The sequence below is a fragment of the Devriesea agamarum genome (genome assembly GCF_900070355.1).
GTDB classification, from domain to species: domain Bacteria; phylum Actinomycetota; class Actinomycetes; order Actinomycetales; family Dermabacteraceae; genus Devriesea; species Devriesea agamarum.
The window spans coordinates 984,845-1,007,640 of sequence record NZ_LN849456.1; the positions used below are offsets into that span (position 1 = coordinate 984,845).

Here is a 22,796-nt window from a genome sequence, read left to right on the forward strand (position 1 = left end):
TTGAGTGATCGTGATTGTGATCAGCCACAAGAACGGCAATCTAGCGACTTTTCATACACCCACACCTACGCGCGGTCGATCCTCACCACGGTGTTGTCAAGCAGACGCGTGGACCCCACCCTGGCCGCGATCATCACCAGGATCTCGCCGCGATCATCTCGCCCCGCCTCCCGCATCGTTAGCGGATCCAGCGCCGCGGCGTAATCCCAATCCACCTGGTCAGCGCTGCGACGTACGTGGTCCTCAACGGCGCGACGCACACCCCCGAGTGACGGTCCGGCCTGCTCGACCACCTCAATCAAAGCAGGTAGCACCAGCGCGCGCTCGCGTTCTTGTGGGGACAGATAAGCATTTCTGCTCGACAGGGCGAGACCGTCAACATCGCGTTGAATGGGAGCCGCTTCGATCTCGACCGGAAGATTAAGGTCAGCAACCATTCGTCGAATAATGGCGAGTTGCTGCGCATCTTTTTGCCCGAACACCGCAATATCGGGAGCCACCAGAGTAAAGAGTTTGGTGACCACTGTTGCCACCCCATCGAAATGGCCCGGCCTCTTCTCCCCCTCCCACACGGTGCCCATGTCTCCCGTGGTGACGCTGACCATAGGCGGTAACTGCGGGTACATCTCATCGACCGTGGGGCTAAAAACTAGATCGACCCCGCCGGCTTCACGGAGCATCGCCAGATCGGCGTCGAGATCGCGCGGATATCGCTCGTAATCCTCGCCGGGCCCAAATTGCAACGGGTTTACAAAGATCGACACCGCCACGTGGTCGGCGATCTCCCGGGCGCGCCGCACTAAGCTCAAGTGTCCGTCATGTAAGGCCCCCATGGTCGGGACGAAGGCCAGCGCACCGGTCAGTTTCCGCCGAGCGAGGCGCACATCCTTACACGTGTTCACGCAGATCATAAAGGGTTTCCTCCTTAAAGTTTGGGGTGGCACAGTACCCGTTTACACGGTGCGGGTTCACGAGGTGACCGTTTATGCGGTGCGGGTTCACAGGTTGTACGTCTATGCGTATGGGTTCACACTTCATGTGTTCTCTCGCGTTGGGGCATCGCATCATCTGTCCTCGACACCGCCGGGAGGTCGCTCGGTGACCGCACTCTCGTGTGGGCTACCCGTAAGCGTCTCGATGATTGCGGCGTGTGCTTGCGGTCCGATTCGACCATGTGCACGGGCAGCATCCGCTGCGGCACGGGCCATGGCGAGATAGGTCTCGGCGATGGCTTGAGGATCGTCGGTGCTGCCGGGTTCTGCCGGGTTCTGTGCTGCGAGTTCGGCTAGTGCAATGCGGTGTGCTGCGACAGTGCCCGCATCTCCGCGAGATATGGGACCGGTTAACGCATCAAAACCACGGCTTAACGCCTCGTCGAGCGCAGCGTGCATCAGGGGGGCGAGCATCGCTCCGGCATCTTCCACGCCGAGTCTCTGCAGCATGGCGCGGGCCTGGGCGACGAGGACGGTGAGGTGGTTCGCCCCGTGTCCAAGCGCGGCATGGTAGAGGGGGCGGTCTGCTTCAGCGATGGGCATCGGATTGCCGCCGATTTCCAGAGCGAGCGCCTGGGCAATCGGCAGGAAAGCGGTCCTCGCGGTCACGGCCATAGGACAGCCCTGTAAGCGGGGCAGGTCAATGCTGGTCCCGGTAAATGTCATGGCCGGATGCACTGCGAGCACCGCTGCCCCCGCGCGTTCAATTGGAGCAAGGACATCGATACCGTAGCGCCCACTGGTATGCACCACGATCTGTCCGCCGGGGACGAGTCCGGCTGCTGCTATGCCTTGCGCGAGGTCGGCGAGCTGGTCATCGGGCACCGCGAGCAGAACCACCTCGCTGCGTTCAACGATGGCGGGAACACCGAGGATGGGCACATTAGGTAGTAAGAGTTCGGCCCGTTCACGGCTAGCATCCGATACGGCGTATGCCCCGGTGATCGCATGTCCCTGGGCGCGAAGCGCAGAGCCCAGCACGGCGCCGACGCGTCCAGCCCCAATCACCCCGATCCCCATCCTGGCAGCACCGGGGCGGGCCCCGGTTGAGTTCTGGGGGTGGTTCAAGTCGGTGGATTCGTACGTCATCGGGGCACGTGGATCCGATATCTGGCTCGGCTGTTGAGGCTCGGGGGTGGACACCGTTCTAATCTAGCCGCCTCAGCCTGCGAGCACTTTCCTGAGGTCCTCTGACGCCGGTATTTAGGTGTGACCTTGAAAGCTAGCCGTCGGCCTGGGCCGCTGGACCTTCCTCAGACACGTGGTCTGTGGGCAGGGCTATAGCGGGCTGCTGCCAAGACTTTTGATCACCGTAGCGTCGTCCGTGCCGAGCCGAGGCGGCGAGCTGAGCCACGATGGGTTCAACACCTTGACACGGAAGTGCTTCACTGACGACGATGATCCCCGATCCCGCGATATTCACGTGCAAATCCACGACCCCGATCCGGTGAGCTATTGGCCCTTGTATGAGCTGGATACCTTGAGGCCGGTCACGGGGCACAATCGTCACTCTGCGGTGCCACACTCCAGACCGTATGACAAGCACAGAGTCCGTCATGGAGATTCCATGGCGCCGCCATCCCCACGGCGAGAAAAACCGTTCAATGCGCGGGGGCATTACCTGGCAAACATCGCGAGCGTCCTCGCGGAGGTGCCGCACCAAGTACTCATCGCTCTGGTGTGCCGCACTCAGATGGGTCTTATCTGAATCGTTGGGATTATCTGCATCATTGGACTCGTCTACATCACTGGGCTCATCTGCATCATTGGAGTCGTCTACATCACTGGGCTCATCTGCACCATTGGAGTCGTCTGCATCAACGGGCTCATCTGCATCATTGGATACTGGCACCAACGGGCACATGAGGTATTTGACCATGGTGAGCATTTCCTCGCGAGTTCCCACGGGCAGTACCACGGTGCGCTCAGACGTATCGATTCCGTAGCCAGCAATGGATGCTTTGACCCGGTACCAGTCTGGCCCCCGCCAGAAAAATGGCTGGGTGATCTGAAGCGCCTGAACCCGTTCGGGGATGATGTTGTTGTTATGGGTAGAGAATAGGCCGCGGCGAATTCGGATGCCGTGTGCGCTGGCCCGAGCGATAAAGCCCCACCCTGATTCCACACGCAAAAACAGCATGCTCGGCCCGGCATACAGCACACCTAGGATCACCGGAATGGACCACCAGCTCAAACCGTCCGACAACACATCGTGCACCCCGAATGCTGCTGCAACGGCCACCGTCACCACTACTCCGATGACCAAACTGATATCGCGCATGATGGAATGCAGAATGCGCTTCGAGGGAATATCCGCGATCAGCTGACCTTCGGTCACTCCATCGTGCAGCAACGAATACAGACGGCCTTTGCCCCCGGCTTTCGCAACATCCACGCTCTCAGACTCGTCGGCATAACCCAGACTCGGCGCTGCTGCCGACGCGCCTTCTGGCGCCACCGGGCCAAGGCCTGGTTCCGCATGGGTGGGCTCACCGGTGAGCCCTGCCGGTTGTTCTCCATAGGTGGCAACCGTTTTCCCACCATCGCCGTTAGCGAGAGCCTCGTGTTGAGCATTGTCGACGCTTACCGAAGCATTGGTGTCTCCGCGGGCGATCTGCATAATCTGGCGCCGGATGCGATCGGCATCAGAGCCCTTCACATAGGCGAGTTTGAGTTTGGAATCGATTCCACCCGCAACCTCAATCGTGACCGCAGCCAGCCCGAGGACCCTTGCCACAGCGGGCCGTTCTACATCCACGGCTTCAATTTTTTCGCGCGGCGCTGATTGTGTGGATCTGACCAGCATCCCTGAATGTATGCGTACCCCCGCCTGGTCAATGACGTACCGGGTGCGCCACCATGTCAAAGCAGACCATCCAGATGCCAGGATCAACCCGATGGCGAATACGCCCAGAATCCACAGCAGGCGCTGCACCGAAAACTCTGAAATCAGCTTTGTGATGCCCTGATATGCCGCCACAGCCCAGAACACGGCCAGAAGCCGCCACCCTGCCGCTGCAATCGTCAACGGGTGCAGACGCTGCCCGATAGCAGAGTCGACCGACGTGTCATTCGCGTTGCTGCTCATAGCGAGGCCATTGCGCTGACCCCGCGAGAGGTGAGCAGATCACGCACGCGCTCCGCCTCAGCTTTAGGCAGCCCTGACAAAGAGGCGGATGAATCCGAGGAGGCCGTGGTCAAAGCGACCGTCGCTAAACCGAATCGACGTTCAATGGGGCCTTCACTGACGGTTACCGTCTGGATTCGGCCGTACGGAATGATTTCAACCGAGCGAAACAAGATGCCGCTGGCCGTGACCAGATCATCCTCACGGGTGGCATAACCGAGCGCCCGCACACGCCTGGCCACAAAGATCACCGACTGAATAATCAGAAGCAAAAGTATCGCCGCAATCAGGTGCATCCACCACCAGTTTTGGCGCACCCCGAAGAAAATCAGAACCCCTGAACCCACGATAAAGAACCCCCACCACGGCAAGTTACCGATATACCGAGCCGGAATCAGACGTGGTGACACCGGGGTGAGCTCGCCGGGAGCAATATCAGGACGTCGCATGACTTCATGATGTCAGAGCCCACCGACAGACGAGAACACCTATTAGCGATAGAAGACTTCGACTAACGTCGGCGATCAGCGAGCTTAAGCTTCCGCCGTGTGCTGCTGCCCTTCCGGTCCATCCTGCGGTGGGAGCTTTCCCCAACGCTCAACAATCACGCCTACGGTCGCAAGGACGAGGCCCGCAACACCTGCACCGAGGCACGGCCAGAGCGCGGGCGGCATCCCTGAGCGCATCGCGAAGTACACCGCTTCCCCGATAAAAAATCCGCCAACGAGAACTCCCGTATATGCAGCGGCCTGAGCGAACACCACGGTGCGCCACGCAGTGATGAGGTCGAGGTTGTGCTTGCGCGGTTGGGAGGTCGGATGCTGTTTACGTTCTTCGCATTCCTGCATGTAACGCCGCATCGGCAGCCCGACGATAAACAACAGCACGGCGACGACCAGGAAAATGACCGTCGTCATCCATCCCGGCGCAGGCACCGCCTGTCCGAAGCTCGCAAAAAGCCCACTGACAGTGTTACCGAATACTGCGGCGAGGAATGCCAGCAGCACCAGCATAGGAATCGAGGTGGGTTTCATTGGGACCGTCCCTCTGCGGCGGCACCGGGCCAGTTGAGCGTACCGGCGGGCCGCACCCCGTCCCGGTCACAGGCACGCTTCACCAGGTCTGCCACAGCGCCGCCGAAAGCTCCGGGCACAACCGCCTCGGGGTTTAACGCCAGCCACGGAGACAGCACAAAGGCTCGTTCGTGGGCGCGCGGGTGCGGCAGGGTGAGCACCGGATCATCGGTGATCAGATCGCCCCACACAATGACATCTACGTCCAAGGTGCGCGGGCCCCACCGCACCAACCGTTCTCTGCGCGCATCTTGTTCCACGGCGTGGGCGAGGTCCAGCACAGCATCCGGTCCGAGCTCCGTCTCAATGGCGACCACGGCGTTAAGGAAGTCGTCTTGGTCCACACCGCCAACCGGGTCCGTTTCAAACACGGGCGAGACTCCGGTGACCCTGACCCCCGGCGCATCATCCAGAAGCTGCACCGCATGGTGTAGATGTGCGCGCCGATCCCCGAGATTTGACCCGAGTGCCAGCACCGCAGAAACCGGCGGAGCCTGTTTGCGATGCCTGACGACCACGTCGGCAAACGGCACTGGGATCGGGGCATGCGGTTTATGCACTGCCACCTCAACGCACCTAATCCGCGGGCGCCCGACAAGTACCGCGTCCGCTATCCGGTCGGCGAGAGTCTCAATCAAGTCCACGCTGCCATCGCTGACCACATCGTGCACAGTCTGAGCGACATCAGCGTAATTAACGGTCGCCGTCAGATCATCTCTGCGCGCGGCAGCCCGGATATCGACGTCCATTACCACATCGACCACGAATTCCTGGCCGTCCCGTTTTTCGTCTACCAGCACACCGTGGTACCCAAAAGCACGGACACCGAGCAACTCAATCCGGTCTGTCATCAGGTCTTTCATATGCCTACCCGTCGCCGTCAGGATATGTGGTATCCCGATGCCTTCAGCCTAGTGGCAACGGCTACCGCTGCAACAGAGCTGGGAACTTCGTGAACGCGCACCGCCCAGACCGGCCGGGATGCAACCAGCGTCGTGACCGCTGCGGTCGCCGCATCTCGATCGACGTCCAGCTGCGCCAAAAACCGTTTGCGAGAGGCACCGATCAAAATGGGAAGACCTAGTGCTTCAAGATGGTCGAGTCTGGCGAGGACATCCCAGGTTTGCTCTGTGGTTTTGGCGAAGCCCAGACCTGGATCAGTGACCACGTACTCCGTATCGACCCCGCTATCGCGCAGAATATTCAGACTTTCACTCAGTTCCTGGGCAACATCGGCAGCCACATCCTGATACTCGGTGAGTGAGGTCATGACGTCGCTATGTCCGCGCCAATGCATCGCCACGTAGACCGGTGGTTCACCGAGGCTCGTGCGGCAGGTGGCTACGGTGCGGCCCATCTGAGGATCAGCTCGGCCGCCGGACACGTCATTGACGATGAGCGCTCCGGCCCCTACAGCGTCCTCAGCGATGTCTGCGCGCATGGTGTCAATGCTGACCACAACGCCGTCCGCTGCCAGTGCCTTCACCACCGGCAGAACACGTCGGCGTTCTTCGTCCGGATCGACTCGGGCTGCACCTGGTCGCGTTGATTCACCGCCGACATCAATAATGTCTGCGCCTTCTTCTAGCAGTTCACGCGCGCGAGACAGAGCGATCTCGTGGTTAAGGTACCGCCCGCCGTCGGAGAAAGAGTCGGGGGTTATGTTCAGCACCCCCATCACCAGGGTTTTCTCCGGGTGGGTGAGAGCTTCCGGCAGCCCACGAGGACCTTTTGGCCTCCGACGCATTACAGGTAAATCCGCAGCCTGCTGTTGCAACTCTTCACGCGCGGTGTGGCCCACCAGCTTGCGTATCATCGGCGGAGGATGAGGCTCATAGCCTCTGCTCGGGTCGCAGGGTCCCGCAATTGTCCTCGGACAGCGGATGTCACAGTATTCGCGCCTGGGTTTTGCACACCACGCATCGACATACACATATGTTCGGCTTCGACTACTACGATCACGCCGGCGGCACCGAGCGCATGGGTCATGGCGTCGGCGATCTGCGAGGTGAGTCGCTCCTGGACCTGGGGGCGTCGAGCATATCCGCGCACGACCCGAGCAAGTTTGGACAATCCCGCGACCCGGCCTGCGCCACCGGGAATGTAGCCCACATGAGCTCGCCCGTGAAACGGCAGCAGGTGATGCTCGCACATGGAGAACACCGTGATGTCTCGAACCAGCACGAGTTCCTGGTGGGCAATGTCGAATGTTTTCGCCAGGTGATCGTGCGGATCTTCTGCTAGGCCGCCAAAGACCTCGGTGTACATCCGAGCGACCCGGGCCGGGGTTTCCCGCAAACCGTCGCGATCTGGGTCTTCACCAACCGCGATCAGAATTTCCCGGACGGCTGCCTGAATGCGTTCCTGGTCAACGGCCACCCTCTGATCAGCATCACCGTCGTCTCCCGCACCTGGTGCAAAGGACTGACCCTCGACCGTTGCGGGGGATCTATCGTGCGTATCTGTGCTCGGATCGCTGCTCACGCCTACTCCCCGTTCTGAGGACCCGGTGTTTGAGCGTCGGTCGCTGATCCGGGGTCGCTCGCCTCGCGCGATGAGGTGTCACGGGCGCCGGGGATGGAGGGACCGTCACCGCCGGGCTGTGGAAGCTCCGGGGGCGTCGGGGTCAGGGGATCTCCGGCGTCACCCATCTCGGTTCCGGTTTGTTCATGCGTGGTTCCGACCAGCGGTTCGTGGAAAACTGGCCGGTCGGAGGAGGACTGCCAGATTTCGCGGGGTGCGCGCTTCTTAATGTCCTTGAAAATATCGGCGAGCTCTTTTTCGCCGAGGGTTTCCTTATCTAAGAGTTCCAGCACCAAACGATCCAGGACGGCCCGGTTGTCCCTGATAACGGCCCAGGCTTCATCGAGTGCATTGTCCAATAGACGACGGACCTCTTCGTCGACGAGCCGAGCAGTCTCATCCGAGTATTGCTGGCCCTGGCCGGACTGCATTCCCACGAAGACTTCGTCCTGGCCCGAGCTGAGGGCAATTTGTCCGACCCGATCGCTCATACCGAGCTGGGTGACCATGGTCCGCGCAATCTTGGTGGCGTTTTGCAGATCTGAGCTCGGCCCGGTGGTGACGTCGTGGAAGATGCCTTCCTCTACCGCATAACCGCCCATCGCATAGGCGAGGCGATCCAGCAGTTCGTTGCGCGACTGATAGTTGCGGTCGGTGGTCGGCACCACCATGGTGTACCCGCCAGCGCGCCCGCGCGGCAAAATCGTTACCTTGGTAACCGGTGCCGAGTTCGGTAGGGCCGCCGCCACAATCGCGTGTCCACCTTCGTGGTACGCAGTCATCTGGCGGTCTCGTTCGCTCATCACTTTGGAGTACTTCTGCGGGCCCATTGAGACGCGGTCGATCGCTTCGTCCAGGGCACGGTTATCAATGATCTGGTTGCCTGATCGGGCGGTGAGCAGGGCTGCCTCGTTGAGAACATTGGCGAGGTCCGCACCGGACATCCCAATACTGCGCCGAGCAATATTTTCGAGGTCTACATCAGGGGCCAGTGGTTTGCCCTGCGCGTGCACCTGGAGGATCTTCAGTCGTCCCTTGAGATCGGGGGCGTCCACCGAGATCTGACGGTCGAACCGGCCCGGGCGCAGAAGAGCTGGATCCAAGATGTCGGGGCGGTTGGTGGCCGCGATCATGATGACGTTCTGGTGTTCTTCAAACCCGTCCATCTCGACGAGCATCTGGTTAAGCGTCTGCTCGCGTTCGTCGTGACCGCCGCCCATTCCTGCGCCACGATGGCGTCCGACGGCATCGATTTCATCAATGAAGATGATTGCCGGGGCGTTCTCTTTGGCCGTGTTGAACAGATCGCGCACACGCGAGGCACCCACGCCGACGAACATTTCGACGAAGTCGGAGCCGGAAATAGAGTAGAACGGCACGTTGGCCTCGCCGGCCACGGCCCGCGCAAGCAAGGTCTTACCGGTTCCGGGCGGGCCGTATAGAAGAACACCTTTGGGGATCTTGGCCCCAACCGCTTTGAAGCGATCGGCGTTTACCAGGAATTCCTTGATTTCTCCGAGTTCTTCGACGGCTTCATCAGCCCCGGCGACGTCTTTGAAGGTGACTTTCGGGGCTTCTTTGCTGAAGAGCTTCGCTTTGGACTTGCCGAACTGCATGGCTCGGCCACCGCCCTGTAGGCCCATCATCAAGAACCAGAACAGACCGATCAGGATCAGCAGCGGCAAAAATGTTGCGAGCAGGGATGACCACCAGGAGGGGACGGACAGCTCGTCCGTGTAGCCCTTGGGTAGTTTCGCGTCGTCGACCGCTTTGACCACGGCGGGGCCGCGCGGTGTCACGTAGGAGAACTGAACCTTTTTACCTTTGTTGTCCCCGCCGGACATGTAGTCCTTGTTCAGGACCAGATCGACGCGCTGCTGGTTGCCGTCGATGATCTTGGCCTGCTCAACCGTGTTGCCCTTGAGCAGTTCAAGACCCTGTTTGGTGTCGATCTCCTGGAAACCACTGCCCCCGAACAGGCTCGCGCCGATCAGGAATATCACGAGCAGTCCGATGATCCACACCAGGGGCCCGGTGAGGAAAGACTTCTTTTTCTTCATAAGGTTCGGGGGCCTTCGGCTCTTGAGGTCGGGTACCAAGTAGAAGCGAACCTACCTGGCTTTTCTGTGTCGCGCCTTTGTCATCGCTGCCAGCGAACGGATTAGGAGCTGTACACCGAGGGATCGAGGATACCGACGTACGGCAAGGAGCGATATTTCTCCGCGTAGTCCAGGCCGTATCCGATGACAAACTCGTTGGGGATGTCGAATCCGACGTACTTCACGTCGATGTCAACCTTGGCCGCCTCGGGCTTGCGCAGCAGGGTACAGATTTCGACGCTCTTAGGCTCACGCGACTGGAGGTTGGACAACAGCCACGACAGTGTCAGACCCGAATCGATGATGTCTTCGACGATCAGCACATCGCGGTTACTGATGTCTGTGGATAGGTCTTTCAGGATGCGAACGACGCCGCTGGATTTGGTGCCCGACCCGTAGGAGGACACGGCCATCCAATCCATTTCACAATCGAGGTCGATTGCCCGGGACAGGTCGGCCATCACCATCACGGCCCCTTTGAGAACACCGACCAAGATGGGGGGGTTATCGCGGTAATCCGCGGCGATCCGCTCGCCGAGCTCGGCAAGCCGGGACTGAATAGCGCTCTCATCGAGCAGAATTCGCGCGACATCGGGATGCGGAGTGGAACTGTCCACGCTCATAGTCCTTTGTGTGTCATGGGGATTACGTGACCGGTGCGAGGCCAAATGCGGTCGTCCCGGGTGAGAACTGGTCACGGTGTGCGCCGCCAGACAAGACGGTCACCGCACCGCAGCACCTCGATCTTACCGGGAAGGGGAACTGGTCCCTGCCCTCGCCAGGTGGTGAGAAGTGCGTCAATAGCCAAAATGTGCGAGCGGCCAAGGGTTTTACCGGGGTGGGAAGCTGCCGCTTGCCGTGAGGCGTCGCGTAAGACTCGGCGTCTGAGCGGCACTGGGGCGGCCATCAGAGTATGTGCGTCCAGGTAGAGAATGCCGCGGTCCACACGGTCGTGATCAGGTGTGGTTGGGGGGCTAGGTGATGCGGTGGCGGCTTCCAGCAGCTGCGCAGCCGAGTCTTCTAGGAAGTTGGAGTCTTCACGCAGCAGGTCAGCGCTGCGGCGTAAGTTGGCGCTGACGTGTGGGCCGAGCTGTTCATGTAAAACCGGCATCACCAGGTGCCGCACGCGAGCGCGCAGATAGGCAGGGTCTGCATTCATTGGGTCGTCCCACCACTGCACATCGTGCAGGCGACAGATTTCTTCGGTATCCGCGCGGGTGAGGGCCGTGTGTTCGTCACATCCGGTTCCAAGAAAGGGCCTTAAGAGAACCCCTCGGGTGCGGGGAATTCCCGCGAGCGCTAAGCCTCCCGATCCCCTGGCAAGTGCCAGTAAAACTTGTTCTGCCTGGTCATCTGCGGTGTGGGCGAGGAGCAGAGCGAGGGCGTCCCGCTCGTCGACAGTTCGGTTAAACGCTTCGTGCCGCGCCTGACGGGCGGCTTGTTCCACCCCGCCGGGATCATGGGTTGATACAGCCACGCTTCTCAGATGAACCGCATCGACCCCGAGGCGGTAGCAATTTTCCTCTGCGCGTGCCGCTACTGAAGCAGATCCCTCCTGCAACCCGTGGTCGATGATAATGGCCTCACAGCTCAGATCCATCCGATGCGCGACCCAGGCGGTGACGGCTGCTAGCGCTAGAGAATCGGCTCCCCCGCTGACCCCGACGAGAACCCGGGGTGCAAGTCCGGTGGGATCGGTGCGATCAGCGAGCTCAGATAGGCGGTGAGTGAGGGCAGCTCTCACCGCTAAACGGGCCCGGGCAATAACCCGCGGCGGTCCGGCGTTCACAGCGTTCCCGTGAGTTCTGCTGCCATCGCGTCCGCAACCTTCTTAGCTTCAATGCCGTCGCGTCCATCGAACCCGTACACGGCAATGGAGAAGGCCACCATCCGTCCGGAGGCCGTCATGGTGTATCCCGCCAGAGTGGTAGCCCCGCCCAAATATCCGGTTTTCCCACGGATCAGACCATCGGCCCCTTGGGCTGCCGGCTCGTGGAATCGGTCCTCTAAGGTCCCGGAAAGCCCAGCAATGGGGAGGTCATTGAGCATGGGGATGAGTCTGTGATCTTTTCCGTTGACAATGTCGGCCATTAACCCTGCAAGCAGTGCGGGAGCCACCCGGTTATCGACTCCGAGACCGCAGGTATCCACCAATGTCAGGCCGTCCGCCGGCAGGTTGTTGTCGCGGGCGAGCGCACGCACTTCAGCGGTGACCGCGTCGATTGCCCCTTGATAGGTCACGGGATGGCCGGTTTTCAGCGCGACAAGGCGGCCCATCACCTCAGCAATGGTGTTATCCGAGGTCAGCAACGTGTGACGGACAATTTCTGATAGCGGAGCTGAATGTATCTCGGTTCTCTGTCCGCCGTTTGGGGCCTTTGCTCGCGGGATTGCTTGACCGAGGGTGATGCCGCGCGCACGCAGCAACGTCGCAAAGGTTTTCGCTGCATCCATGGCGGGGTCCATGGATTTGGGGCCGTACTCCTGTGTGGTGAGGTTACCGCCGTTAATCCCCAGCGCCATGATCGGCGCTACCCAGCCGCGTTCTGGGGTGTTTCCCGCCCATCCGGGAGTGCGCGCTGAGCCTTGGAAGAAGGTGTCATCTAGGCGAAGCGACATGGCGCCAAGGCCTTGAGCGCGGACGATATCAGCTGTCTGATCGGCCAGCGTCGCCAACGATGCATGACCGACAGCTCCCGGTTGCGGTGGTCCGGCGGTGAGCAGCATATCCCCACCTCCGACCAGTGTGATCGTTCCATCCTTCACAACGGCGCTGGTCGTGAGGGTGTCACTGGAGGACCAGGTGCGCAATAGCGACACTGCGGTCAGCAGCTTGAGGGTTGAAGCCGGCGTTCGCGCGGTGCGATCGTCACGGGTTGCCAGTGGCTTGCCGCTGCGGGCGTCGAGAACCGCGAAGGCTACGTTCCCCTTGACCACTCTGCCGTCAGCCGGACGGCTCAGCCTGTCGGCGAGAGAGTGTGAATCCACGGCGGGTAGATCAGTGGGCGCGGGCTGAATGAAGGGCACCGGCGCGCTCGTGGCGTAGTCCTCCCCCACAGCGGGCGGCCGCCGATTGACCTCGGACTGTGTGGGTTTAAGCGTTAAAAATCCGGGGAAGGCATCGACCGCATCACCAAACGCATAAAAGCCGATGGGCATTGCTGCACACAAGCTCACCGCCACAGCTCTCAAAGCGCGATCCTTGCCTCGCACGTCAGCATCGTCCTTTCACGTCAATTCGTTTTCCCTGTGTGTGCCGCACGGCTACTACCGCACAGCAGATTCAGCTCGCCTCAAGCCTCAGCCAGTCCATCACGCACATATTCTGAATCAGCGTCCTTCTCACCCATCATCACTGCCATCTCTTACCCCGCCTTCAGACCCCATCCTCAGCGCCTATCCTTTATGGCCATCCTCAGTGGCCGCTGTTACCTAACCCTGAGCACTCCGCTCTCAGCCGTGCATTGACACCCCCACACGATAGGTCACCGGTACGACACACGACCCAACCGCCTCCCCCTCACCAGCGTCTTCATGAACCGTGCTGACCCGTTTTTCACCTCACATATGCAGGTCCTCCGGCGGCTGAGCGCTGCATATGTCATGATGATGGAGTCAGAGAACTTTCGTGCGCCCTACCAACACGTAGCGGCGCGGTCGGCAAGTAAGCTGCGCGGCAGCATGAGGGCAACGGAGTCAAATCAGTGGAATTCGACGTCACGATCGAGATCCCCAAGGGTAATCGCAACAAGTATGAGGTGGACCACCACAACGGTCGGATTCGACTGGATCGAATGCTATTTACAGCAACCCGCTATCCCGACGATTACGGGTTCATTGAGGGGACACTTGGTGAAGACGGCGACCCACTGGATTGCCTAGTCCTGCTTGAGGAACCCACCTTCCCGGGCTGCCTCGTCCGCTGCCGAGCTCTGGGCATGTTCCGAATGCGCGATGAATCCGGCGGCGACGACAAGATCATCGCGGTACCGGTCGGCGATAAGCGCCAGGTACGCAGGCAAGAACTCACCGATGTCTCCGAGTTTCACCGGCTCGAAATTCAGCACTTCTTCGAGGTGTACAAGGACCTAGAGCCCGGAAAGAGCGTTGAAGGCGCGCACTGGGAAGGCCGGGCCGATGCGGAGGCGGAAATTCGCCGCTCCTACGCTCGGGCGAAGGGAACTGAACACGAGAACGAGTTCACCCAGGACGTCTAATCCTCGATCCCAAAGCGGACGTGGACAATCGCCACACTGTACATACTTGAGGGCCCTTCCCGAATCCCGGGAAGGGCCCTCATTGCTATGCGCGATTGCTATGCGTGGCAGGTTGCGCTACGAGAGCGATCACATTCCTAGCCAATAGCTCATTTTGCCTCTGAGATAGTTCATCATGTCCACCACATAGCCTCTTTGTACGGGCGCAGACCCGTATGTCAGCTGCTTCCAGCTCAGACCTCAGCTCGGGTGATTCGTCTGCGAGCCATGCCCTGCCGATCCCTCCACAGCATTTCCATTGGAGACGACCTCTCCTTCAATGGTCTTCACGACGTGGCCAAATACCTCGCGCTCAGCATCGATCACGGATTTAGCGATCATGAAGTTACCCGCGCCACCAATTACGGCACCGATCCCAAATGGAATCATTCTGCCGGCCCAGACGCCACCCATGCGGGCTGCAACCCGACGCTTAATCCATTTCTTGACCTGCTTATTTACCGCGGTCATCACGAAGTCTGGAACAGTGCCAGCGAGCAGGCTGTTCCACTGCACGCCTTGTTTACCCAAGGCTTTTGTGATGATCTCCGCGCCTTTTTCGCCGCCCAGGATTGCCAGGGCTACGGTGCGTCGTTTTGCGGGATCACGCATATCGACCCCGTGCAGTTCAGCGGCAGCCAGCGTAAGGAAAGCACAGGCTTCAGCAAATGCCGCACCCTCACCCACTGTCATCGCCACTGCGGCCACCGTTCCCACTCCGGGAAGAGCCGCAGCCCCACCGATGCCAGCGCCGGTGGCGGTGAGCATTCCGCGGAACTTGCGTTCAATATTGCGCAGCAGTTCCTCTTCTGACTTCCCCGGGTTCTTTGCTCTCAGGCGGCGCACATAGGCGCGGGCCAGCGGTGCTTGCACCTGTAGTGCCCGATCGACGATCGTGAGGTGTCCATCAGTTATACCCTCGGGAGTTTGTGCGCTCTCCACCACGCTGCCGTTCCCTTCGTCTGCAGTCCGTGCGTTCACAGAGTTCTCCTCATCGGCTTGGTATCGGTCACCTACGGTCTCGACGATATCGCCGGGACGACGAGGAACCGTCAATGGTCTCGTCCTCACCTGCCACTGTAGCGGGCGTCACCGGCGACATTACCCGAGCTCTACCTGGCCCGGTTCCAGGCGGGTGATGTCGCCGTACAGGCCGAGTTGCCGCACCGCCTGGCTGAGGTCGCGGTAGCGATGCACATACCGGTTCATGATCGTCGAGCGCGGGACGGCTAAGTCGTGGCACAGTGCGCCCGCAAGGTGGTCGGTTTCGTGCTGGAAGATTCTGGCGGGCCAGCCTTCCCAGGTTCCGCTGGCGGGAGTTGCCGTTGCCTGCGCACTGTTCCAATGCAGCGCAGTCCAATCGATCTGGACGGCGCGGGGAACGATGCTCGAAAACCCTGCAACCGATAGGCAGCCTTCCCAGGCGTAGGCGCAGCGGGTGCCTCGAGCTCGGTACTCAGGGTTGAGGACAACCTGGAGGTCAAGTGGAGTACGACGCAGGAGGTTGTCGTCGGCTTCGGGCTCGAACGTGTCTTCTAGCACCGCCAGGCGCAGTGGAATCCCGACCTGTGGCGCGGCAAGTCCTACCCCGGGCGCGTCACGCATGGTGATCACCATGGCGTCGATGAGTTCGTCGAGCAGGGCCGCAGGGAGCTGCCCATTCCAGGTTTGAGCTCGCCGACGAAGAGCGGGATGTCCAGTCTGGACGATGGGAAGAGGGTCATCGCTTCCGGACCGACGTGCGAGAATTCTCTCCACAAGGGCGACGAGTTTCACATTCTTCCTTCCGCATCGCGGGTATAGTGGTATAGCCGGTGGCGTTGGCGACAAGATCGCTGCGTATCCCTTCGGGACCTGCGCACCTCATAGGTACGACATCCGGCACATCAAACAGTTCGCTACGGACTGACACTTCACAACGGATCGTCCGGCACGTACCTGCCGGTGAAGGGACAGTACGCCATCATGGCAACAGTAACTTTCGACAACGCCAGTCGCATCTACCCCGGCACCGAACGCCCCGCGGTAGATAGCCTCAACATCGAAATCGCCGACGGGGAATTCCTGGTTCTCGTGGGCCCCTCCGGCTGCGGTAAGTCAACCTCACTGCGCATGCTCGCCGGTCTGGAAGAAATTGACGCGGGCCGAATCCTGATCGGCGACCGGGATGTCACCGACGTTCCGCCGAAAGACCGTGACATTGCCATGGTGTTCCAGAACTACGCTCTGTACCCACACATGACCGTTGCGGACAACATGGGCTTCGCCCTGAAGATTGCAGGCGTCAACAAGGCTGAGATTCGCAAGCGCGTCGAAGAAGCAGCGAAGATCCTCGACCTCAGCGAATACCTCGACCGCAAGCCGAAGGCGCTGTCCGGTGGTCAGCGCCAGCGTGTGGCCATGGGTCGTGCCATCGTGCGTTCTCCCCAGGTGTTCCTGATGGATGAGCCGCTGTCGAACCTCGACGCCAAACTGCGTGTATCCACCCGTACCCAGATTGCGTCCCTGCAGCGTCGTCTCGGCGTCACCACCGTGTACGTCACCCACGACCAGACCGAGGCCATGACCATGGGTGACCGCGTAGCCGTTCTGAAGGATGGCGTTTTGCAGCAGGTCGATACCCCTCGCCGCATGTACGACCACCCGAACAATGTGTTCGTCGCAGGCTTTATTGGCTCGCCCGCTATGAACCTGATCGAACAGCCCCTCGGCCAGTCCGGTGTGCAGTTCGGCGGCGCAGTTCTTCCGGTTGATCGCAGCACTCTGTCCGACACCAATGAGTCCGCTGTCACGGTTGGCGTGCGTCCCGAGGACCTCGAACTCACCGCAGATGGCCAGGGCATCGCCGTGGAAGTTGACGTGGTCGAAGAGCTCGGCGCAGACGCCTACGTGTATGGACGCCTGGCGGGCCAGTCCGATACCACCAAGCCGATTATCGCGCGTGTCGATGGCCGCCGTCCTCCGATGAAGGGCGAGACCGTGCACTTCCGCCCCAAGCAGGGCCACGTTCACCTGTTCGACATCAAGAGCGGAGACCGTCTCGGCGACAGCACCCCTGATCGCGTCGAGGTTCAGACCGGTCGCCACGCTGCCACGGAAACCCCGCAGGCTTGATCGATTCCGCCGCCACCGTGCCGCTTGGCGACCTCTGTGTCACTCGGCACGGTGTGAGTGAAGGATTCACCTTAGCGGTGTGAAATTTCTTAGCAGATGCAGGGCACGTCACCATCTCGGTGACGTGCCCTGCGCGCTATTGAGCCGCAGATTTGCGCCCGTTCCCTTCTAGCGGGCCGCTCGAGGCCCCCCGATCATCCCCGCAAACCCCCTGATCAGACGCCCAGTCGCGCCGAAATGGGAGGCGTAAATCTCCGTCGTCAGCAATCTGGGAACGATCTGGGTTCTGTGACCATCGCGCGAAAAATCGTGGCGAACCAGATCGCGCATTCACATCGGTGCGATGCAAGAATATATACATGTCGGCTCTTGAGATCACCACGGCCCGCGCTGACCCCGCGCTGCTCGATCTGCCGTGGAACATCCCGCTAGAGGACTGGCCAGAGGACATCCTCGCAGCCCTTCCCCGTGGCATCTCCCGGCATGTCGTGCGCTTTATTCGGGTGTCGCATCGGGTACTCGCCTTAAAGGAAATAAATCATCGCCTGGCGAAGAACGAATATGATCTGCTACGCGTTCTGAACAAGCTGGAAATTCCCAGTGTGGAACCGTTCGGGGTGGTCTCTGGTCGGACCACTCCCACCGGGGAACCCTTAGATGCCGTACTGATTACCCGGCATTTGCAATTCTCTCTGCCATTTCGTGCGGTATTTGCCCAAATATCTCGGCCTGACACCGCGCGCCGCCTGATCGACGCACTCGCCGTATTGTTAGTGCGCCTGCATCTGGAAGGGTTTTTCTGGGGCGACGTCTCCCTATCAAACACGCTGTTCCGGCGGGATGCCGGGGCCTTTGCCGCCTACCTGGTGGACGCTGAAACTGGCACCTTCCACGAGAAACTGACTGACGGTCAGCGTGCCTACGATCTCGATATCGCCCGCACAAACATCATCGGCGACATGATGGACCTTCAGGCCGGTGAACTCGTCGACGAAGAGGTTGACGTGGTCGAGGTGGGAGACATGCTGGTTGAGCGCTACCGGGAACTGTGGGCGGCGCTCACCGAACGTGAGAGCTTTTCTTCCACGGAACGGTGGCGGGTCTCCGCCCGTATTGAACGTCTAAACGAACTCGGCTTTGATGTGGGCGAGTTGGAAATCACCACCGACCTGGGCGGAACAACGGTTTCTATCCAGCCGAAAGTTGTTGATGCGGGCCACCATTCGCGTCGGCTCATGCGCTTGACAGGGATTGACGCCCAGGAAAATCAGGCGCGTCGGCTGCTGAACGACCTTGACCACTACCGCGCAATTACTGATCAGCAGGCCGAGGACGAAGAGTTTGTCGCGCATGAATGGTTGCAGCGCCAATATGAGCCCGCCGTCCGGGCAATACCGCGCGATATGCGTGCCAAGTTAGAGGCCCCTGAGTTCTACCATGAGCTGCTTGAACACCGGTGGTATCTCTCGCAGCGCCGGGGCCATGATGTTCCGATGGCGGAAGCCGTGAAGTCTTATATCGCCGAGGTGCTCATGCACCGGCCTGACGAAAAATCGCTCATTACGTCGGAGACTTCAGCCATCCCTATCCTGGGCATTTAGTCGCAGGAAGGGATGTCACCGCGGATGATGTTCTCGCGGTGGCCTCGACGCACGGATTGACAAGGGCCACTGCACACATAGTCCGGGCGGACACCCATGTGGATGGGTACCCGCCCGGAATACTCCATGGACGTGATCAGCTGCGGTTTACTCGTCCGGATTCAGGCCGTCTCCCCACCACGCCATGAGGCCCCGTCGAGCTGCGCTCCATAGATCAGCCGCGACCCGCCTCAGCGCGCGCGGCGGCAAACTCGTACAACGCAATCCCTGCCGCCACCGACGCGTTCAGTGATTCGGTCGCCGCTTCAATCGGAATGGAGACAATCTCATCGCAGGTTTCGCGCACCAGACGGGACAGCCCCTTACCTTCTGATCCGATCACCAGACACACCGGCCCTGTGCTCAGGCTGCAGGAACGTACCGTGTGACTGCTCCCGGCATCCAAACCCACCACAAATACTCCGCGTGATTTCAGGTCTTGCAGAGCACGCGTCAGATTTACCACCTGGGCAACCGGAATCCGGCCTGCGGCGCCCGCCGCAACCTTCCACACTGCCGCGGTCATGCCGACGCTGCGGCGCTCAGGAATCACGACTCCGTGCGCACCGAACGCTCCTGCCGAACGCAACACAGCACCCAGGTTACGAGGATCAGTGATTCCGTCGAGGGCGATGAGTAACGGCTCATCAAATTCTTCCTGCGCACGAGTCAACAGATCGTCAGGATGCGCGTAACGGTACGGCGGAATCTTGAGCGCCACACCCTGGTGCACCGCTCCGTCCGAAAGCCGGTCCAGATCTGTGCGAGTCCCTTCCATCAGGGGAAGACGACGTTCTGCGGCAAGTCGCATAATCTCGCGCACCCGATCATCGACGTCAATGCGGTGTGCAAGGTGGAGTGAGACCACCGGAACATCGCCTCGCAGCGCCTCCAGCACCGCATTGCGACCGGCGATCACTTCGGTATCGCTGCCCGCTCTTCGGCTTCGTCCTGCGCCCGCGGAGGAGCCTCTCACCGACTCGGATGCGCGCTGAGAATCACGTCGGTCTGTGCGCCCAGCACCGGACCCGTCTGCGTTCCGATAGGCCTTGTGACCGGGGCGATTCTCTGCCTTTGGCGTCGGCCCTTTGCCTTCAAGGCCGCGCCGACGCACTCCCCCTGAGCCCACGCTGCGCGCTTTTTTAGTGCGACGAACCGCGCCGCGTCGTGAGGAGTTTCCTGCCATCATGGCTCCTTGGTTGACGTTCTTCGTGGGCACGCGCCGTACCGCCGTCTAGCGGGTGTGCTGCATAGCCCTGGATTAAGGGTACTGGGATATCTGGGCCCAGCAGCCGTGATCCCATAGGGGATCTGGCACAGTTCCCACGACACAACTGCGCAGTTCGCTAGTTCACATCGGGCTTAGCCGCGCAGGATGAGGACATCCGGATTTAGGACAGGCTCCAGCGTGCACCTTGCGGGCTATCCTCAATCTTGATCCCGACGGCGGTGAGTTCATCTCGAATAGCATCCGCGCGAGCCCAGTCTTTCTCCGCACGCGCCTGAGCCCGCTCTGCTAGACGTCCGCGAACCAGAGCATCCAAGGCGTCGTGGCTGCTATCGTCGCCGTGGTCGACTGCCCAGGTTGGATCGAGAGGATCGAGCCCGAAAACATCCAACATGGCCCGCAACCTGTGCAGTGTTCGGGCAATGTCTTCCGCCGGCGCCGACGTGTCCGCAATCAGCGCGTTGAGCGCACCTAGTTCTCGGTGAATCACCGCGAAAGCACCCGGGCTGCCTAGATCATCGTCCATAGCGGCGACAAAATCAGCGGGAAGCTCAGTCCCGCAAAGCGCCGAGGTCGGCAGCGGTTGCGTTATATCCCCCGTTGCGCCGGTCGCGACCCTCTCACCGCTGAGACGCTCGTAACCGCGCTGAACAGCCGCAGAAAAACGCGACCACACCGTCTGCGCCTCGCCAATGGCGTCGGTGTTGTATTCGACAACAGCCCGGTAATGACCGGTCACAAGGGCGAGTCGAACCACCGGTGCTGGATGGCTGCCCAGCGCATCACCGGCGGTCACAAAGTTATCGAGACTCTTACCCATTTTCAGGCCATCCACGGTGAGCACACCGGAATGCATCCATCGCTGTGCGAAGCCATACCCCGCCGCATGGGATTGTGCCTGTTCGTTTTCATGGTGAGGAAAGCGAAGGTCAAGACCGCCGCCGTGAATATCGAAGGACTCCCCCAGGTACTTCAGCGACATCGCTGAGCATTCCAGGTGCCATCCCGGACGCCCCCGTCCGAACGGGGTATCCCAGGACGCGTCCTCTGGCTCATCCACTTTCGCCTGTTTCCACAGTGCGAAGTCCAGGGCGTCCCGCTTGCCCGCTGCCGATTCTTCGCCGTTGTCCTGCATCGCCTCGACATCCTGCCGGGTGAGCTGACCGTAGGTCGGCAACGACCGCACATCAAAATAGACGCTGCCCTCACCGTCCGCATAGGCATGCCCCCGGTCAATCAGCCGCTGCATAAACGCGATCATTTCCGGGATATGCCCGGTGGCGCGCGGCTCATAATCGGGACGACGGCACCCCAAACGATCTAGCACGTCATAGAACTCCCGTTCATGCCGCAACGACCACGCCCACCAGCGGGCGTCATTTTCAGCGGCCTTGGCGAGGATCTTGTCATCAATATCCGTGACGTTGCGCACGTAGGTCACGCGGTAGCCGCTGCGTTCGAGCCAGCGCACCAGCACATCGAAGCTGAGCAGTGTCCTCAGGTGCCCCAGATGCGGGCTTCCCTGGGTGGTCGGACCGCAAACATACACGCTTGCTCGACCCTCGCGTAAGGGCGTGAAGGGGCTGGTCGTGCGCGTGGCAGAGTCATACAGGTGCAAGGTCACAGGCTAAGCCTAATCGACTCAGCCAGGGTGTTATCGGTGTGCGTCGGACAGCGCAGGATAGGCATCGGCGTATCAACACGTCGATACCTCAGCATGCGATGGCGCCCATCGCCTCATCGATGAGCTGAACCACCGCATGAGGACACTGTTCCGCTGGATAGTGCCCACCCGGCAATACCGTGGAGAGCTCGAGATAGTGCTCCGCCTCCGCTGCCCACACTTGCTGGTTTGTAGAATCATCATCGCCACCGCGGGGAACAAGCAGCGGGTCCTCCCGACCATACCCGCGGATCAGCGGTGGCGCGCCCGCTCGCCCTGCCCACACTGCCAACTCTTCACACACGCTGTTTGCTGTTCGGCTATAAAACGCCATCGGCGACGGCCAGGGCACGGAAAACCTCCTGAGCGAAGGCCCAGTCGCACCGTGCAGTGCACGAAAATACCTCCGTGCATACAGCATCGGGGCGCGCCCGCCATGGGGGCGCTGAAGCGCTGCCATGTACTCAGCATGCGCCGTGTTCCCAGCATCCGTCTTATGCTCAGCATGCGTCTTATGCTCAGCATGCGCCGTCACAGCTTCACATGATCCCTCACGATCACCTGCCCAGCCTCGCAGCAACCGCTCCCCCAAGTCTCCATATTCCAGCGCTGCACTGGGCCGACGCCACGGGGCAAGCAGCAGGTAATCCCAGGTTGCCCGGGGCCGAGCTTGCCCGCGCACACCAGGTCGCGGAGCAGCCAGACAGATCGCGCCACGCAGCGTCGGCACAGCGTGCGCCCATGCGGCATGAACCATCAATCCCCCGGCTCCGCTGCCGACATAAAGTGCCCCGTCAACCCCAATGCTCCGAACAATGGCATCGAGTTCAGTAACCAGGGCAGACCAGTGATAGCCGTTCGGTGGGCGGTCAGATTCCCCGCATCCCTTGAGGTCAACCGCCACTGCATGAACACCCCGATCATGCAGGGCACGCAAAACATGCCGCCAGGCATACCAGGTTTGCAGCGCATCGTGCAGCAACAAAACCACCGGTGCACGGTTGCCACAAGGGTCACATGGCCGAGCGACTTCCACTAGGTGAAAACCCACGCCGTGCGCGCTCACCCACCGGTGACGCCA

General features: G+C 60.7%; 20 protein-coding genes. 3 read left to right on the plus strand and 17 right to left on the minus strand.

The genetic code is table 11. The annotated features are described in order from the left end of the window. Nucleotides 1-65: 65 nt before the first annotated feature. The 12 genes from panC to dacB form a co-directional block, all read right to left on the minus strand. Nucleotides 66-911 carry a pantoate--beta-alanine ligase gene (gene panC / locus BN1724_RS04400; protein ID WP_058234391.1) on the minus strand — a complete coding sequence of 282 codons (846 nt, stop codon included), beginning with the start codon at nucleotides 909-911 and terminating at the stop codon, nucleotides 66-68. Nucleotides 912-1,064: 153 nt separating this feature from the next. Then, nucleotides 1,065-2,081 carry a Rossmann-like and DUF2520 domain-containing protein gene (locus BN1724_RS04405; RefSeq protein ID WP_084252751.1) on the minus strand — a complete coding sequence of 339 codons (1,017 nt, stop codon included), beginning with the start codon at nucleotides 2,079-2,081 and terminating at the stop codon, nucleotides 1,065-1,067. A 133-nt stretch (nucleotides 2,082-2,214) separates the two neighbouring features. Further along, nucleotides 2,215-4,080 carry a PH domain-containing protein gene (locus BN1724_RS04410; RefSeq protein ID WP_058234392.1) on the minus strand — a complete coding sequence of 622 codons (1,866 nt, stop codon included), beginning with the start codon at nucleotides 4,078-4,080 and terminating at the stop codon, nucleotides 2,215-2,217. Beyond that, on the minus strand, nucleotides 4,077-4,568 hold the full coding sequence (locus tag BN1724_RS04415; RefSeq protein ID WP_058234393.1) for a PH domain-containing protein: 492 nt from the start codon (nucleotides 4,566-4,568) through the stop codon (nucleotides 4,077-4,079). The genes BN1724_RS04410 and BN1724_RS04415 overlap by 4 nt, the downstream gene beginning before the upstream one ends. 84 nt (nucleotides 4,569-4,652) lie before the next feature. After that, nucleotides 4,653-5,153 (minus strand): DUF3180 domain-containing protein, encoded by a 501-nt coding sequence (locus BN1724_RS04420; protein WP_058234394.1) that lies wholly within the window; start codon nucleotides 5,151-5,153, stop codon nucleotides 4,653-4,655. Next, entirely contained in the window at nucleotides 5,150-6,043 is an 894-nt protein-coding gene (folK, locus tag BN1724_RS04425) for a 2-amino-4-hydroxy-6-hydroxymethyldihydropteridine diphosphokinase (protein ID WP_058235753.1), read from the minus strand. Before folK ends, BN1724_RS04420 begins: the two co-directional genes overlap by 4 nt. Before the next feature lie 29 nt (nucleotides 6,044-6,072). Next, a complete protein-coding gene (gene folP / locus BN1724_RS04430) occupies nucleotides 6,073-7,008 on the minus strand; it encodes a dihydropteroate synthase (RefSeq protein WP_231928150.1) in 936 nt (311 codons plus the stop codon). After that, complete coding sequence (folE, locus tag BN1724_RS04435; protein ID WP_058235755.1) at nucleotides 7,005-7,571, minus strand: GTP cyclohydrolase I FolE; 567 nt, start codon at nucleotides 7,569-7,571, stop codon at nucleotides 7,005-7,007. The genes folP and folE overlap by 4 nt, the downstream gene beginning before the upstream one ends. Before the next feature lie 107 nt (nucleotides 7,572-7,678). Beyond that, the gene (ftsH, locus tag BN1724_RS04440; RefSeq protein ID WP_084252752.1) at nucleotides 7,679-9,775 is read right to left on the minus strand and encodes an ATP-dependent zinc metalloprotease FtsH; all 2,097 of its coding nucleotides are present in this window, start codon (nucleotides 9,773-9,775) and stop codon (nucleotides 7,679-7,681) included. Between the two features lie 101 nt (nucleotides 9,776-9,876). Beyond that, nucleotides 9,877-10,431, minus strand: a complete 555-nt coding sequence (gene hpt, locus BN1724_RS04445) for a hypoxanthine phosphoribosyltransferase (protein ID WP_157085759.1) — start codon at nucleotides 10,429-10,431, stop codon at nucleotides 9,877-9,879. Between the two features lie 77 nt (nucleotides 10,432-10,508). Continuing rightward, nucleotides 10,509-11,603 carry a tRNA lysidine(34) synthetase TilS gene (gene tilS / locus BN1724_RS04450; protein ID WP_058234396.1) on the minus strand — a complete coding sequence of 365 codons (1,095 nt, stop codon included), beginning with the start codon at nucleotides 11,601-11,603 and terminating at the stop codon, nucleotides 10,509-10,511. Next, the gene (gene dacB / locus BN1724_RS04455; protein WP_058234397.1) at nucleotides 11,600-13,027 is read right to left on the minus strand and encodes a D-alanyl-D-alanine carboxypeptidase/D-alanyl-D-alanine endopeptidase; all 1,428 of its coding nucleotides are present in this window, start codon (nucleotides 13,025-13,027) and stop codon (nucleotides 11,600-11,602) included. The genes tilS and dacB overlap by 4 nt, the downstream gene beginning before the upstream one ends. Nucleotides 13,028-13,518: 491 nt before the next feature. On the opposite strand from dacB, the gene BN1724_RS04460 reads away from it, so the two are divergent. Next, entirely contained in the window at nucleotides 13,519-14,031 is a 513-nt protein-coding gene (locus BN1724_RS04460; RefSeq protein ID WP_058234398.1) for an inorganic diphosphatase, read from the plus strand. Nucleotides 14,032-14,271: 240 nt separating this feature from the next. Here the strand turns inward: BN1724_RS04460 and BN1724_RS04465 are convergent, their stop codons facing one another. Both BN1724_RS04465 and BN1724_RS04470 read right to left on the minus strand, forming a co-directional pair. Then, nucleotides 14,272-15,051 (minus strand): hypothetical protein, encoded by a 780-nt coding sequence (locus tag BN1724_RS04465; protein WP_058235756.1) that lies wholly within the window; start codon nucleotides 15,049-15,051, stop codon nucleotides 14,272-14,274. Between the two features lie 120 nt (nucleotides 15,052-15,171). Beyond that, nucleotides 15,172-15,846 carry a peptide deformylase gene (locus BN1724_RS04470; protein ID WP_058234399.1) on the minus strand — a complete coding sequence of 225 codons (675 nt, stop codon included), beginning with the start codon at nucleotides 15,844-15,846 and terminating at the stop codon, nucleotides 15,172-15,174. 189 nt (nucleotides 15,847-16,035) lie between these two features. On the opposite strand from BN1724_RS04470, the gene BN1724_RS04475 reads away from it, so the two are divergent. Together BN1724_RS04475 and BN1724_RS04485 are read left to right on the plus strand one after the other, a co-directional pair. Further along, the gene (locus BN1724_RS04475) at nucleotides 16,036-17,184 is read left to right on the plus strand and encodes an ABC transporter ATP-binding protein (protein WP_058235757.1); all 1,149 of its coding nucleotides are present in this window, start codon (nucleotides 16,036-16,038) and stop codon (nucleotides 17,182-17,184) included. Nucleotides 17,185-17,543: 359 nt separating this feature from the next. After that, nucleotides 17,544-18,785, plus strand: a complete 1,242-nt coding sequence (locus tag BN1724_RS04485) for a DUF4032 domain-containing protein (RefSeq protein WP_058234401.1) — start codon at nucleotides 17,544-17,546, stop codon at nucleotides 18,783-18,785. 214 nt (nucleotides 18,786-18,999) lie between these two features. Here the strand turns inward: BN1724_RS04485 and rlmB are convergent, their stop codons facing one another. The 3 genes from rlmB to BN1724_RS04500 form a co-directional block, all read right to left on the minus strand. Then, nucleotides 19,000-20,010, minus strand: coding sequence for a 23S rRNA (guanosine(2251)-2'-O)-methyltransferase RlmB (gene rlmB, locus BN1724_RS04490; protein WP_058234402.1), 1,011 nt, complete (start codon nucleotides 20,008-20,010; stop codon nucleotides 19,000-19,002). Nucleotides 20,011-20,215: 205 nt separating this feature from the next. Next, entirely contained in the window at nucleotides 20,216-21,676 is a 1,461-nt protein-coding gene (gene cysS, locus BN1724_RS04495; RefSeq protein ID WP_058234403.1) for a cysteine--tRNA ligase, read from the minus strand. 88 nt (nucleotides 21,677-21,764) lie between these two features. Beyond that, nucleotides 21,765-22,706: an alpha/beta fold hydrolase gene (locus BN1724_RS04500; RefSeq protein ID WP_058234404.1), complete on the minus strand. Its 942-nt coding sequence runs from the start codon at nucleotides 22,704-22,706 to the stop codon at nucleotides 21,765-21,767. Between the last annotated feature and the right edge of the window lie 90 nt (nucleotides 22,707-22,796).

Bases quoted from the DNA above. Each gene is read 5' to 3' on its own strand.
- rlmB (WP_058234402.1), bottom strand. From the start codon at position 20,010: ATGGCAGGAAACTCCTCACGACGCGGCGCGGTTCGTCGCACTAAAAAA.
- BN1724_RS04475 (WP_058235757.1), top strand. From the start codon at position 16,036: ATGGCAACAGTAACTTTCGACAACGCCAGTCGCATCTACCCCGGCACC.
- ftsH (WP_084252752.1), bottom strand. From the start codon at position 9,775: ATGAAGAAAAAGAAGTCTTTCCTCACCGGGCCCCTGGTGTGGATCATC.
- folP (WP_231928150.1), bottom strand. From the start codon at position 7,008: ATGATACGCAAGCTGGTGGGCCACACCGCGCGTGAAGAGTTGCAACAG.
- folK (WP_058235753.1), bottom strand. From the start codon at position 6,043: ATGACAGACCGGATTGAGTTGCTCGGTGTCCGTGCTTTTGGGTACCAC.
- BN1724_RS04485 (WP_058234401.1), top strand. From the start codon at position 17,544: ATGTCGGCTCTTGAGATCACCACGGCCCGCGCTGACCCCGCGCTGCTC.
- BN1724_RS04405 (WP_084252751.1), bottom strand. From the start codon at position 2,081: ATGACGTACGAATCCACCGACTTGAACCACCCCCAGAACTCAACCGGG.
- BN1724_RS04420 (WP_058234394.1), bottom strand. From the start codon at position 5,153: ATGAAACCCACCTCGATTCCTATGCTGGTGCTGCTGGCATTCCTCGCC.
- panC (WP_058234391.1), bottom strand. From the start codon at position 911: ATGATCTGCGTGAACACGTGTAAGGATGTGCGCCTCGCTCGGCGGAAA.
- BN1724_RS04410 (WP_058234392.1), bottom strand. From the start codon at position 4,080: ATGAGCAGCAACGCGAATGACACGTCGGTCGACTCTGCTATCGGGCAG.
- BN1724_RS04415 (WP_058234393.1), bottom strand. From the start codon at position 4,568: ATGCGACGTCCTGATATTGCTCCCGGCGAGCTCACCCCGGTGTCACCA.